Genomic DNA, 13,552 nt, shown 5'->3' with positions numbered 1-13,552 from the left:
TGTAATAACCCAAGTTTTAAACATGCTTATAGCCCAAAATAAACTCTAAACCATACAAAATAATGAATAAATATTTAAGGATAACTGAGAAAAACTACTCAATGAGAAGAAACTAGATTATTACTTGAGTGCACAGTGATTAATGTATTAATTAACTAGCAATGCATTTTAAGGATATAGCGCCAATATAAAACCTGAATACTTGATAACCGAAGTAACTCTATGTAATAGAATTGCTGAACCAAAAGTTAATCCTATTTCATGGAGGTATTGAGCCATAAAAAATCTATTGAATGGAAAGTGGCAGCATATGGCATGAAGATTCCCTTGTATGGACTTGATTACCAGTATTTAAAGGCAGCTGTCTTTCTATAATGTGGAAATGTCACGGTTGGCTTGAAGCTAGCATAAACCTAGCGTATAAAGTAAGCCCATTACTTGGCAGTCTATTAAATAGATTAATTTAAACAACCATCAAGCAACAGTTAAACTGATTTATATACCGGTTACTGAATAAAGTTAACCGGTAACTGAGATAATTTACACTCTAGCAATAGCGTCAATTTTACTAGGTGTAACACAAATTTAAGTCCACTAACTGGACACCCAGAGGTTGACGCCAGTCATATCAAAGTCCAATAAATAGACGGGTTAAAAGCTCTTGCCACTTTCAGTATTCTATCTAGTGGATCTAAATCGTGTTAGCTAAGGATACTGTAAGTATATTTAATAGACCTTTTTAAGCAGTTAGCACCATAAAAACAGTCTACTTGATGGACAGCTGACATGACCACCCAACCTCAAATAACCATAATTATAATCAGAAGAAGCACAGCGCTTTAATCTGTTTTATAGACTCACACCGCCTGCTCACTGTTACGATCTCTCACCTTAACAACAAGGTATATAAAGAACGTTTAAACCGTGTATCATTCCTCTACATAGAAAACAATAGACGATGTTTCTGTATCTAAGATTCTATAAAGTAGACAGAAATCAACAACTAAATACTGCAAGAATAGTCTGTTAAATGGAATGCTTTCAAGCCTGATTCACCTAAACTAAATCTATCTAAGAGAAAAAATCAAACCCATATAATTCCGCTAGATAGAAAACAATTTTAATACTTCTAATCAATCGAAAGACCAAATCAATCAATACCTCAATCAAAATTCACTCCATGCAGTGGAAAATATTAAAGGGGAATTAATATAGCGGACAGTCTAGGTAATAGATTTTTAAAGACGAATTCAAAGACGCTCTGAATAGAACAGCTATGTATATTTTGAACCTGAATTTGAGGTTGAAGTATGTTCGCAACTTTTAAATATTTCCGTTTCTGCAAAAAATGAAAATCGAGAAACTACCTAGCACTCAATTAAATAAATCTAAAACATTAACCTCGATCTGAATGCAAGCGAAGCAGAAAAAAAGGGATTAATATAACGTCGAATTGGAGCCTTGTAGAAGTTTAAAACATTACAAATTGAACACTCACAGCTTAGATCTTTTACATGTGCAAATTACCAAGTTCAATCTGCATCACACTATAAATTCAACTAATCGCTATTTTTAACCTACATGCTAATAAAACTAATATCAGTTGGTGGTTATATTTTTTATAAAGTCATTCCTGCAACAAATGATAACAATTTACGTTACTGAGATGCAGAAAACTTAAAATCCATCTCCCCTCCCCCTTCAGAACCACAACGGCAACGTCCCCCTTAAAAAATGGAAATATTATTTACGTCTCATAAGGTGAAAATACACGATCTATTTTAGAGAGCAGATTTTACAATTTTCTTTTTTCCATCTCAGGGATGCATAAAATAATAACAGCTCGACCTCACTTTAAGCACGCCCCCCTTTGTGATGCAGAAAAAAACATTTGCGTCTAAGTAGTTTTATAGTAATTCCCCTATTGTTCGTACTCTCCTGCACCCTTTTGGGTTGAATCCTTGCATCCTTGAATTTCACATTTATGTATTTTTAGAAGAAATTAGAAAAAAATCCCCGCCCTGCTTAATTAGAACTATTGATAATAACCTTTAATTTGTAAGTAGCAGGATTGGCATGTTATCAAAAATTCACAACCACCTTAGTGAAACGAAAAGCCTCTTAGATGATGTAGAAAGCAAATTGCTTGAGTCAGCAAAATCAATTTGCGATAAGCACTCAGAGTGGCGGAAACTTACGTTAAGGGTAAAGCTCCATCATGACCCAAAGGCGAGAACTAATTTAGTTCCAAATATTAGGATTAGAGAAAACACCTCAAAAATATACATAGTATGGGTTGATCATTCTTACACCTCAATCAAGAGAATAAATCCTCGCTGGGGTAAAGAGGTAAAACCGACTTTGCAAGGATACACATTCAAGCAATTAAAAAAAATTGCTGAAGACTGGGAAGGTGAAAAAGTCTGGGAAACAGAGCAACTTCTTTCACCAATAAGAGACACATTTTCTGACATTCAAAAAATGCGCGTTTCTCTTAAAAAAAGAATCAACAAACTCGAAGCTGAGTTAACAATAAACCAAATTGAAAAATAGGGAGCTCACCATGGCTGAAGTAAACCAATTAGTACACAAAACCATAGAACATAAAATCAATTTTGAATCTCACACCGTTTACTCGTTTTGGAAAAACGAAGGGGACAGATTAAGAAACACTTATGAGCGTTTAGGTTCACTATTAATGCTTACAACAACTGAGCCTGAAATTTACGGTAAAGTTGCAAGTTGGGAGACCATGCTTTTAGATTGGCTGGCCTCTGAGTGTAAAAAACTAAAAGAACAAAAAGATGCATTTGTTTCTAATGCAGGACTAGAGGAAGTTCCCGCCGTTGAAACGCCAAGCAGTTATTCTGAAAATATTCAAATCTGCTACCCAAGCATCTGGAAGCTTATGAAAGCTATTAAAGAAATAGACCTTCAAATTAGTGAGGTAGAAAATTTATGGATTGCTGGTGTTGTTGATGATTTAGCTAGGCACCAAACAAGTAACCGTGTTGTGAATATTCTTAGGAAGTTTAAGGCAAAAATAGAGAACGCAACTTCTCCTGGTCGTGGTAGAGAGGGTGGTCGATTTAAAGCACCTCAGTTAATCAGTTTAATCCGTGGCGGCCTTGAGCTATATGTAGAAGATAAAGATATACAAAATGAGCTAAATCGCATTAAAGAAACTATGCAAACACAGCAGAGTGAAAAGACCAAATCTCATAGCAAGGGAAGTGAAACACCTTCAGTTAACGAAAGCACAGGTCAAACTCAAAAAACCGGTGCTGCCTAAACCATTTAGGCGGCGCTAGCCGCCTCCTTTTTCTGCAGGGTAACAATGAAAATTCCTAACCTCTTCATAAAGGTTTTAGCTCTACCTTTTAAATATTTATACAGACTTTATAGAGTCAATCGCTCTGAAAGCTATTTCAAGCAAGTTCGCAATCAAAAAAATAACAAGCACATAAACTACGTTAGTGATAACACCCACACCTTTACGATTCGTACTTTAGAGAACAATAAAGAGCTTATTTCTCAAACTGAACGATCATTTGGCCACTGTCATGAATGGGCTGGTGAGGGGAGTACATTTGAAAACTTATTTATTGAAGTGATTATTAACTATTCTCGCTACTGTGCAAATTTGCCAGCCTCTGAAGGCTATCATCATGCCGTAGAATTCGGCTTAATAGACCACAGTTTGCAAGTTGCGAGCTTATCGCTTAGGCAAGCAAAATCACAATTTTTGCCGACTGAGTTTCCACTCGATATTGAGCGAAAACGCATCAAAAGATACCAGTACGCAGCATGGCTGTGTGGCTTACTTCATGATGCAGGAAAATTACAAACTGATATGACAATTTTCAATAGGCTCAATCCGAACGAAGAATGGATACCTATTACTGGTGACTTGATTGGCTGGATAGAACAAAACAATATTAAATCATATGGAATAAGATGGCGAACCGACAGAATTCTAAAAGGGCATGAAATTGCACCTATTCATCTTTTTCAGCAAGTCCTAACTCCCGCAGCTAAAAGATACATCGGTGGATGCCCTGGCAATTTAGTTGAAGAAATAACTTTATCTCTATCGAACTACAAAAGTAATGACTGCTATTTAGCGAAAGCGGTTAGAGCTGCAGATGTTGTCTCAACAGCTAAAGATATTCAAACAACATGGGATAAAAACCTAGGTGTTCGTAAGGCGGCATTGCACGAAAAGATTATTCGCGCCATGCAAGCAAATGCAAAATTTTGGCTGGAGAATGGTAAAGCTGTTGCAATTGATAACGAAATTTATCTTAGGTGGCCTGATTGCTTTAATGAGCTTACAGACATACTAAGCTCCGCTGACAAAACAATTCCTAACAACCCAACAGCGCTCCGAGACAATATGGCTCAACGTGGGATAATTAGAAAGTACAACGAAACTGAATATACACTGTTTTTTGAGGGGGTTGTTAACTTCGATAATGCAATGGACCTACTCACAAAAAAAACTACAAGTGGTGGTGTTGGCCTTGTTCGTCTTGAGTGGCCTTTTTTTCTGACTAAAACAGCTCCAATTCCTACAAACAAATTTGGTCTATTAAAAATAGATCTAGACTGTAACGCAGTCTTATTTACCGAAAAAGACTCTCGTTACATCACATCAAATGAAGTTAAAACCGCTGCAGAGAAACATATTGCTATTAGCAAGCAAGATAAAGAAGAAGCTGATAACAATGTTGAAACTAAGACTATAGCCAGCGCCAAACCCGAACCCAAAGTTAAGCTTGAAGGCAAGGCTAAAGTCAAAACCAAACCCGAACTCAAAGTTAAGGATGAAGGTGACGCTAAAACCAAAACCGAAGGAAATATTAAAACTGAAGGCAAAGTTAAACCTGCTGAAAACTCAGAACATAATAACAAAAATAATAACAGTCCTACTAAGGACGCCAAATCTAAGCGCCAACCACTTAAGAAGCCAGTAAACGCCAACACTGATTTATTTTCACAAAAAATAAATCATCAACACCACCAGCAAAATGAAGCAAGAAACACGGATAAACCTGCTGATAATGAAAAAGCAAAAGTCACAACCCAAAGCGAGCGCATCATTAAAATTTTAAATCTCCTCGAAAGACAAGAGGTGTACTCAATAGATGGTCAGAAATACATTGAAGCAAACACTGATTGGAAATCGGCAGTAAAGGAAAGTGAAGAAGGTGAACTTATAAAGCTTGGTCATATAAAGCTTAACAATCCAGCCAGCCCTTTCACTAGATATTACCAGAAAAAAGGCAAGTCACTTATTATGCTGGTGGAGGTACTTAATGAGTGCACAATTGAAAAGCAAGAAGATGCAAAAGGGTCGAGCAAAAAGCACTTACAACATACTGAAAACAAACAGCCTGGCGATATCGAATCACCAAAAAACACAGAAAAAAAGCAAAAAACAATAAAAAATCTGCAAATGGACAAACAGGAATTAAGTGATAATCCAAACACACATAATTCGTTAGTTGATTTTCTTTACAGCAAAGGACTTTCCCTTGAGGTAAGTAAGAGACTTGCTGAATTAGTTAGAATCGAGAAAGGTGGAAGTGCTTACATTGTACCTGATGAAGCATTCTCATACATACTCTCGTTAGACGAATCAGAAATCACCTGCATAACAAAAATGCTTGATGCGTCTGGGAAATTCACTTTATTGAGAACAAACTAATTATGAGCGCAGAAAGAAGCACCCCGCTATTTCATGAGAATCTATACAGACCTATTTATGAATTAAATATTGCCTACAGCCATTTTGCAGCAGCAACAGCAACAATTTCATCAACTGTCATTGCAAGTCAGGGACATATGGGAATGGTCGGGTTTTGCGTTTCTGCTACCTTAGTCGCCCAATGCGTGTCCAATACCCTCAAAGCTGCCCCATTAGTTAAGAGGCAGTGCAACATATTCTTTAACAAAATAACGTTTGAAGATATTGAGCGAATCAGAGAAGAGCATTCCGCCCATGAAATACACAACAATAAAAGAGGACCAAAGTCCAATCAAATATTTATTGGCCATGGCTTTGAGTGGGGTGCAGAACATGCAAATAGAGCCTACCAAATACAAGGGTTATATACCGACAAGGAAGAAATTAGGCTACCTATATTCCTAAAGCCATTTAAAAATAAATGGATGGAGAATACTAGAAAGCTTGGTGGTAAACCTTGGATTCAAGGTGTTGGTGATGCGACAAGGCAATACATTTCAGAGGAGGCTTTGTTTGGCCACTCAATGATAATGGGAAATGTTGGTACCGGTAAAACCACAATGTTCATATTGCTCAGCTTAGCCATGATCCATAAAAATTATACGGTGATTATACTTGACCCCAAAAATGATAGTGCATGGCGAAATGCCTTAAAAAGAGAGATGGAGTTTTTTGGAAAGGGTGATGACTTTCACTATTTCCACCCCTCACAACCATCTACATCATGTAAAATTGATCCAGTAAAAAACTGGAATAGAGCAACAGAAATAGCTGAGCGCATATCATCTATTATGGTGGAGAGTGGCAAAGAAGATAGCTTTATAAGATTTAACTGGAACGTTATCAACTCAACAGTAAATGCCATGCTATACGCTGGTATCCAACCTCAAATAAAGTCTATTGCTCGCTATGCCACAACAGATAAAGGAAGATTAGCCGAGCGATGCTTAGAGATGCACTATTTAAAATCTGTGGGCCCTGATTGGAATTACAAATTAAAAAGTAAATTAGAAAAATGCGGTAAAACTAAGTTAGAGCAATTAGTTTTCTACTATCAACAGGTATTATCTCAGACCCACCACTCAAATGAAGTGGACGGCATTATAAACTTGCTGACTCACAATGCAGAGCATATGCAAAAAATGACGGCCAACCTACTACCTATATTTAGCGTTCTCACATCCAAACCAATGGATGATCTAATTTCACCTGAAGAATCGGTGGAAATGAGCTTGGATGAAAGAACAGAAGCTATGGACGAAGAGGATGATTCACAACAAGAACTAGAGCGCTCATGTGATGAACTCAATAAGCGCCAAGGTCAGTTTGAAGTAGAAAAAAGCAGATACATAAACACTGCAGATATAGTTGAACGTGGAGGACTGCTTTACATGGCGCTTGACTCTTTAAGCGACACAAAGACCGCAGGCTACCTTAGTAAACTTGTTCTTGCTGATATTGCTGCTGTAGCAGGCTCACGATACAACTTTAGCGAAGGCAAAGGTCGGAGGGTTGCAGTCTTTGTGGATGAAGTACACGCAGCTATTGCAGGTAATGAAGCTCTATTAAACTTACTTGCGCAAGGTCGCGCAGCTCACATGCAATTGTTTATAGCCACACAAACTAAGGCAGACTTGGAAGCCAAAACAGACCCAGCTACTGCTAACAGAGTCCTGGGCTTGTGTAATAACTTCTTTTCAATGCGCGCTAATGATACTTCAACTCAAGAGTATGCATCCAAACAGTTTGGCGAGGTTCCAATCACAAGCCAACAAATTACGCTGGGTCAATCTTCAGGCAATACAAGTGAGCTTACTGATTTTGGTTCTTCCTATTCTGAAAGATTAACTAAGCAAAATGATAAAGCATTTAGTGAAACTCTATTAGGTTCACTCCCTATTTTACAATACATAGCTCGCCTTTCTGATGGACGTACAATAAAAGCAAAAGTACCGGTGATTAAATCATGAAAAATCAATCATACAAATTAGAGGGTTGTGAATATCTACCTGCTAAATTCAGGAACTACTTAACTAGCGAAACAACAGTTATTGTGGATGAACTACTTTGCAAAGCACCGATTATAGAGTGCACACTTAAGAAGTTATTCATTTACATTGGTTCTGAATTAATTCACCCACATCTAAATGTAAAACTGTTCAACCACATCGTAGGCACCAGCTGTGAATATGTTCTTTCTAGTGCATCAATAACAACAAGAGGCGATTACTTCACCTCATTCATTGATACGGTTACAGAGCAATTACAGCTACTCTTTCACATTATGGTTTATGTACACATCAAGAGCGACAATATCGTTGTGTGGGATATATTAACTGAGACTTTAACCTCATTTCTATCTTCACATAAAGGCTCAGTAAAAAGAGTAAAGCTATTAAACATAGATAAGGAACTACCACAAAGCGCCCAATTACTTACCAAGCATTTATTTATGTCAAAAATAACAAATCGGACGCACTTGCAGCATTTTGGTATCCCAAACTTTGATGAGCCAAAGACATTCACTTTTGAGGAGGCATTCAATGCAAGAGTCTGATGATATTTTATATAAAGACCGTTCCGATCAGCAAAACAGAGATAGAGATTATTCTTATTTTTTTATATTTATTTTATGTGCGATCGTTGTGCAGCTATTACTTTTAAATCCAACCAGTTTTAATGAAATGGTAAAAAAAGAGGTAAAAGCGAGTTATGCAGCCATTGGAGAGAGTAACTGGCTTAATGTTACTGAGTCTTCAAAACGTCATTTTGAATTGATAATTGTTAAAACAGGGTTTAAGAAATACTACTTAGACAAAGTAACTAGGGATACCGTTGATACCAACCCAATTGCGAAAATGTTTAAAAAGTTAATGCCGATAGTTAAGCGTTTCTCAAACAATTTGCAAATTATTACCTATCAATTAGCACACAGAACGAACTTACTAGGGGTGTGGATATATATATTGGTCCCATTCATTTTATCGCAGCTGGTGGCCGGTATTTATCAATGGAAAATTAGAGCCTATACATTTGGTAATAAAACAAAAGCTAAGATGTTAGTCATAAAAAAAGTAATAAAGCTTTTAGTGCTTTTAATAATATTGTATTTCTTCTTGCCATGTTTTTATCCAGAAGTTGCTGCATACATTCCGTTCTTAGCCATAATGAGCATGTCATTACTTACAACTAAGTTTATCGCTACGGCGCAAAAACACTGGTAAATTAACTAAATTATACCGAGTTGACCCAACCAACTCGGTATTTACCACGCACTTCCCTCATTTTAAAATATTTATTAATTTTTCTCTAAAAACAAAAAAAAATACCGCCCCTATCATTGCTCTGCCCAATTATTATCTCTCATGAATTCAACAAACACTCATAGAGGGTAAAAACAATGGAAACAATGAATAACACAGCAGCAATGGTTAACCATGACGCTCCAGCTAAAAACAAACGTATATTAACTAAAGCAAATAAAGTTGTTTTAACAGCGCTTGCATTAGTTCTTTCACAAGGTGTTATTGCTGCAGCACCGACATCAGGTGACTTTTTGTATGACATTTACAATGAAGTTGTTGGTTGGTTGACCGGTGCACCAGGCATCATCATCTCAATTTTCACATTTGGCTTTGCTGCGTTCCAAGGCATCATGAAGCAAAACTATGCGACATGTATTGGCGCCTTCTTGATTGCAATGCTGTTCGCAAATGCTCAGGACGCAATTGAGTACTTCTTAACAGCATCAGTAGGAATGTAAACGCAATGGAAAACCCCAATCGCTATAGAAGTAAAACCCACATAAACGAGCCTCTATTAATCTTACTTGTTTTCACTAAAGAGCAAGTTCTACCTCTAATGGCCGCTATAGCGATTGGGATGGTTACAAAGCAGACTCTCGTTCTTGTAATGGCTGCTTTGTTCTATATCTATGTATCTCAAAAGCTTAAAGGTCGGTACCCAAAGGGTCATGTTAAGCACAAACTGTGGTCTATTGGCATGTTAATTACAAAGCCATCTAAATCAATTGTAGATCCAATAAAACGAACTTACTTTCGCTAAGGTAAATCATGCTAGCCAATAAATCGAATGCAATTCGAACCTTCACCGATATGGTGGCTTCTAACAATATAACGCGTGTGGCAAATTTATTTCTTGCTGCAGGCCTGATGTTCGCAATGATGACGCTATTTTTCAAAGACAGCGAAGTTATTGCTATTCCAGAGCAAAACTTATTTGGTGAGCTTAGCGTGCAAGGTGACAAGGCGAACCAAAACTACCAACAAGCTTGGGCATACAGCGTTTCCACAATGATTGGGAATATAAACCCACAAAACATCGATTTCGTTAAGAAAATAATGATGAAAGTATTATCCCCACAACTACAAGTTCAAATTGAGCCAATGCTAGACCGTCAGGCAGAAATGATAAAAATGCGGGATATACGACAAGTATTCATTGCAGATGATCTAATGCACGAGCCTGAGACTGATTTAATTACTGTATGGGGTCAGAAAATCACTTTCATTGGCGGAGAACCAAAAGCAGATACAAAGTGGAGCTACGAATTCAAAGTAGTTGCCAGAAATGGAAGACCTAAAATCACACATATCGACCAATACCCTGGCACCCCTAGAAAGCGCAATCAAGCAATGAAAAATAGAAATGAAGCCCCTACAGATGATCCTGCAGCTCAACCATATTATGACAGTGAATTAGAGGTTGGTGTTTTAGAGGCTGCATCAGAATTAAAGGCCAAAGAAGAAGCGGAGCAAAACTAGATGAAAGTAAGAGCAATACTATTAGCAATTGGTTGTCTATCTTGCACAACAGCAATGGCCAACGAAGATGATGGCAAAGTGAAGGGTACACCAGTAGATGCCTTTCAGCTCCCAACCGAAACAATAAACGATGCAGCTATACCGGTTACAAAGCAAGCTATCTTTGAAGCTGCATTAAATGGCATAAAATTAGATGAGCGTAGTGAGCCTGCCATGAAAACCATCTCCCCCGGTAAAGAAGTTGAACGCATTGGTGGAAATGGTACTGGCGTATTAGATGAGAGCGGGTTCCCTGAGTACAGCAAGCCGCAACCTGCAACACAATCAATACGTGCAGGAAATGGATACTCTTTTTTAGATATCGTTAAATCAAAATATAAGCCAACCCAAAATCTAAATGGATTAAAGCCTGGAGCAAACATTGCTATCCCTGTAGCTGTTGGCCTTACAAACCCTATAATCTCAAACTTTAAGATGGTTGCAGCGCGAACACACGATGAGGAGTCGGTAATCGAACTGGAAGATGGTCGATTATACATTACTCTGAATAGCCTTAAGCCTGTTGCGCTAATGCTATTTGAAGAAGGTGTTCCAGAATCGATGATCAACTTAACGTTAGTGCCAATGGAAGCAATGCCGGTTGTTATTAATGTTGATGTAGAGCTTACAAAAAGCATGATTGATAAAGGGTCAAACCACCGCTCTAAGATTAAAGAAATAGAAGCTTTAGCGAACGCATCAGATAAGAATTACAGAGCAAATGAAGAAACAGGCCGCATAGCTCGAATCAAGCAAATTCTAAAGCCAATCGGTAAAGGTGAAATACCTATGGGGTTTTCATTATCTACTGACACAAGAAATACCATGCCTGAGCCTTGTGGTTTAAGTATTAATCAAAAAGTAATGCAGCGCATTGTCGGCCCACGTGAAGTGGTAGATGTAGTTCGAGTTCGCAACAACTCCAATAGAGCATACACAATACGAGAGCAGTCTTGTGAATCTCGTGACGTTATTGCAGTAGCGATTTACAACAAAGCGCTATTGCAACCAGGTGAAGCGACTGAGGTTTATATTTTGCGAGACAAGATGTACAAAAATACTATAAACACAAAGTCAACGCGCCCTCGCGTTTACAACTAGGCTGGTGGATGTAATGAACATAAAAGAAAAGTGGGAAAACCCTCAAGTCAGAAAATTTGCAGCGGTACTTGTTATAATTCCGATCGCATTAGTAGCGTATAATTCAATGTCTAGCAAATCATCATCTGTATCACTGCAGCAACGAATAGAAGCTAGGCAGTCTGAAGATAGGCTTGATGATAAAGGTAAAGTACGAGGCTTATTCGACTCTGAAAGTATAGCCAACATAGACAAGGAAGAGTTTTCAGAAGTTTATGATGAGTCAGTTGATTCAATTCGTCGCCAAGAGCGTGAGGTTTACACCGAGCGCCAGCGTGTAGAAGAAATGATGACACAACAACAGCAAACGATTGATGAGCTAGCATTGGAGATAAAGAACCTACAGCGCCAAGGTGAAATAAAAAGCAGAGCTTATGGTGATCAACAAAATAACCGAAGCAATGCCCGTAACAACAGCCGTAATAGTAACAGTGATAGAATCCAAGTTCAGAATGGCCAGCAAACCATTGCTGAAACTCCAAAACAAACTAATGAAAATGTATTCGACAGAACGCCAACTCAATTAGTTACATCAAAACCTCAAATTGAGGGCCGTGTAATTCGAACTATTACGCAGCGTAGTGTAAGAAGCATTAAGAGCTCGGGTGTGGTGGAAGAAAAGCAGCAAAAAGACTTGTTAATTACACAGCAAGGCATGCAGCCAAAAGAGAGTAAAGCAGAAAGGTCAGACCCATCAGAAGGTGGACTTGTTGACGCGAATGAAGGTGTTGTATACCTACCATCTGGATCATTCTTCTCAGGTGTCTTATTAACTGGTTTAGATGCACCAACACAGTTAGCGGCTAAATCTGCCCCAATGCCTGTAATTATTCGTGTGAAAAAAGAAGCGATATTACCAAATCACTTTACGCTTGATATTCGAGAGTGCCACGTAATAGGTCAAGCCGTGGGCGACTTATCTAGCGAGAGAGCCCACATAAGAGCTCAATCCATAACGTGTGTTAGAAACGACGGTAAAAGCGTTGAGAGCGCCATACAAGCAAATGCAGTTTCGGATTACGACGGTAAGCTTGGTATAGCCGGTAGAATGGTGAGTAAGAACGGCAACTTACTTGCTGGCTCGATGGCTGCAGGATTTATGAGTGGTATATCACAGGCTGTATCACCACAGCGCACCACATCAATTAATACCTCTGGGGGTGATACCGCATTATGGGAGTCAGTCGATGTAGGCGCTGTTGCTACAGCTGGTGTATTTCAAGGTTCAGCTGATGCAATGGATAGACTTGCTGAATACTACATAGCATTAGCAGAACAAATACACCCAGTTATTGAAATATCACCAGGTCGCTCAGTGACGTTCGCTGTAATTTCGGGTACCAAATTAAAGTTAGGTGACTAAAGATGAAAGAAACAATTAAAATAGCGATTATAAGCTTTATAATGTCCACCCTCGCCTTTTTTGCTGGTGTTACCTACACAAACAGCAATAATGACCAGACACTAGAGGACGTCACCCATCTATTAGCCGGTTATGCAAAGGTGCAGTCTTTTGATCCACAAAAGATAGCAAAGCAAATTACTGGAGCTGGGGCATCACCCGCCCAGCTAGCCTCTTATATTGAGCGCTATATCAAGCTACATCAAATGAAAGGTGTTTTGTTGGTAGATATTAAATCGGTAGTGGCCAAGCCTGATTTCGCGGTCTCACAAGAGCTTACAATGAGTCAATTGAATGAGCTATCTGATAAGTATGGCATTAAATCTGAAATAGATTATGAAGCCGTTATACAAGAGTTTGATGACAAGTTTAACCTTTAACTAATACAACCAAACCCAACCAAAAAGGCCGCAGTAGCGGCCTTTTTCTTACTTATAT

Annotated in this window: 12 protein-coding genes; all 12 read left to right on the top strand. The window is 38.3% G+C overall.

The features are described from left to right. Nucleotides 1-2,076: 2,076 nt before the first annotated feature. The 12 genes from mobI to A9479_RS18495 all read left to right on the top strand — a co-directional run bounded on the left by mobI (nt 2,077) and on the right by A9479_RS18495 (nt 13,494). Complete coding sequence (gene mobI / locus A9479_RS18550) at nt 2,077-2,553, top strand: conjugative transfer protein MobI(A/C) (RefSeq protein ID WP_064664240.1); 477 nt, start codon at nt 2,077-2,079, stop codon at nt 2,551-2,553. A gap of 10 nt (nt 2,554-2,563) precedes the next feature. Then, nucleotides 2,564-3,292, top strand: a complete 729-nt coding sequence (locus A9479_RS18545; RefSeq protein ID WP_064664239.1) for a hypothetical protein — start codon at nt 2,564-2,566, stop codon at nt 3,290-3,292. Nucleotides 3,293-3,337: 45 nt separating this feature from the next. Continuing rightward, nucleotides 3,338-5,710: a MobH family relaxase gene (gene mobH / locus A9479_RS18540; RefSeq protein WP_064664238.1), complete on the top strand. Its 2,373-nt coding sequence runs from the start codon at nt 3,338-3,340 to the stop codon at nt 5,708-5,710. A 2-nt stretch (nt 5,711-5,712) separates the two neighbouring features. Continuing rightward, complete coding sequence (locus A9479_RS18535) at nt 5,713-7,719, top strand: type IV secretion system DNA-binding domain-containing protein (RefSeq protein ID WP_064664237.1); 2,007 nt, start codon at nt 5,713-5,715, stop codon at nt 7,717-7,719. Next, on the top strand, nt 7,716-8,306 hold the full coding sequence (locus A9479_RS18530; RefSeq protein WP_064664236.1) for a hypothetical protein: 591 nt from the start codon (nt 7,716-7,718) through the stop codon (nt 8,304-8,306). The genes A9479_RS18535 and A9479_RS18530 overlap by 4 nt, the downstream gene beginning before the upstream one ends. Further along, nucleotides 8,293-8,973, top strand: a complete 681-nt coding sequence (locus tag A9479_RS18525) for a DUF4400 domain-containing protein (RefSeq protein WP_064664235.1) — start codon at nt 8,293-8,295, stop codon at nt 8,971-8,973. Before A9479_RS18530 ends, A9479_RS18525 begins: the two co-directional genes overlap by 14 nt. Before the next feature lie 176 nt (nt 8,974-9,149). Further along, nucleotides 9,150-9,512: a hypothetical protein gene (locus tag A9479_RS18520; protein ID WP_064664234.1), complete on the top strand. Its 363-nt coding sequence runs from the start codon at nt 9,150-9,152 to the stop codon at nt 9,510-9,512. 5 nt (nt 9,513-9,517) lie between these two features. Next, nucleotides 9,518-9,814: a type IV conjugative transfer system protein TraL gene (locus A9479_RS20220; protein ID WP_064664233.1), complete on the top strand. Its 297-nt coding sequence runs from the start codon at nt 9,518-9,520 to the stop codon at nt 9,812-9,814. 8 nt (nt 9,815-9,822) lie between these two features. Next, the gene (locus A9479_RS18510) at nt 9,823-10,533 is read left to right on the top strand and encodes a TraE/TraK family type IV conjugative transfer system protein (RefSeq protein ID WP_064664232.1); all 711 of its coding nucleotides are present in this window, start codon (nt 9,823-9,825) and stop codon (nt 10,531-10,533) included. Beyond that, entirely contained in the window at nt 10,534-11,673 is a 1,140-nt protein-coding gene (locus A9479_RS18505; protein WP_064664231.1) for a type-F conjugative transfer system secretin TraK, read from the top strand. It abuts the gene before it with no gap. A 13-nt stretch (nt 11,674-11,686) separates the two neighbouring features. After that, the gene (locus A9479_RS18500; protein ID WP_064664230.1) at nt 11,687-13,075 is read left to right on the top strand and encodes a TraB/VirB10 family protein; all 1,389 of its coding nucleotides are present in this window, start codon (nt 11,687-11,689) and stop codon (nt 13,073-13,075) included. 2 nt (nt 13,076-13,077) lie between these two features. Next, nucleotides 13,078-13,494, top strand: coding sequence for a hypothetical protein (locus A9479_RS18495; RefSeq protein WP_064664229.1), 417 nt, complete (start codon nt 13,078-13,080; stop codon nt 13,492-13,494). The last annotated feature ends 58 nt before the right edge of the window (nt 13,495-13,552 follow it).

This window comes from Pseudoalteromonas sp. MQS005, assembly GCF_001661605.1.
GTDB lineage: Bacteria > Pseudomonadota > Gammaproteobacteria > Enterobacterales > Alteromonadaceae > Pseudoalteromonas > Pseudoalteromonas tetraodonis.
The sequence above is the reverse complement of the archived record's forward strand: the minus strand, read 5'-3'. Positions and strand labels throughout refer to the sequence as shown.

Coding starts and splice junctions, on each gene's coding strand:
- A9479_RS18505 (WP_064664231.1), top strand. CDS start 10,534: ATGAAAGTAAGAGCAATACTATTAGCAATTGGTTGTCTATCTTGCACA.
- A9479_RS18525 (WP_064664235.1), top strand. CDS start 8,293: ATGCAAGAGTCTGATGATATTTTATATAAAGACCGTTCCGATCAGCAA.
- A9479_RS18510 (WP_064664232.1), top strand. CDS start 9,823: ATGCTAGCCAATAAATCGAATGCAATTCGAACCTTCACCGATATGGTG.
- A9479_RS18500 (WP_064664230.1), top strand. CDS start 11,687: ATGAACATAAAAGAAAAGTGGGAAAACCCTCAAGTCAGAAAATTTGCA.
- A9479_RS18545 (WP_064664239.1), top strand. CDS start 2,564: ATGGCTGAAGTAAACCAATTAGTACACAAAACCATAGAACATAAAATC.
- A9479_RS18535 (WP_064664237.1), top strand. CDS start 5,713: ATGAGCGCAGAAAGAAGCACCCCGCTATTTCATGAGAATCTATACAGA.
- A9479_RS18520 (WP_064664234.1), top strand. CDS start 9,150: ATGGAAACAATGAATAACACAGCAGCAATGGTTAACCATGACGCTCCA.
- mobH (WP_064664238.1), top strand. CDS start 3,338: ATGAAAATTCCTAACCTCTTCATAAAGGTTTTAGCTCTACCTTTTAAA.
- A9479_RS18495 (WP_064664229.1), top strand. CDS start 13,078: ATGAAAGAAACAATTAAAATAGCGATTATAAGCTTTATAATGTCCACC.
- mobI (WP_064664240.1), top strand. CDS start 2,077: ATGTTATCAAAAATTCACAACCACCTTAGTGAAACGAAAAGCCTCTTA.
- A9479_RS20220 (WP_064664233.1), top strand. CDS start 9,518: ATGGAAAACCCCAATCGCTATAGAAGTAAAACCCACATAAACGAGCCT.
- A9479_RS18530 (WP_064664236.1), top strand. CDS start 7,716: ATGAAAAATCAATCATACAAATTAGAGGGTTGTGAATATCTACCTGCT.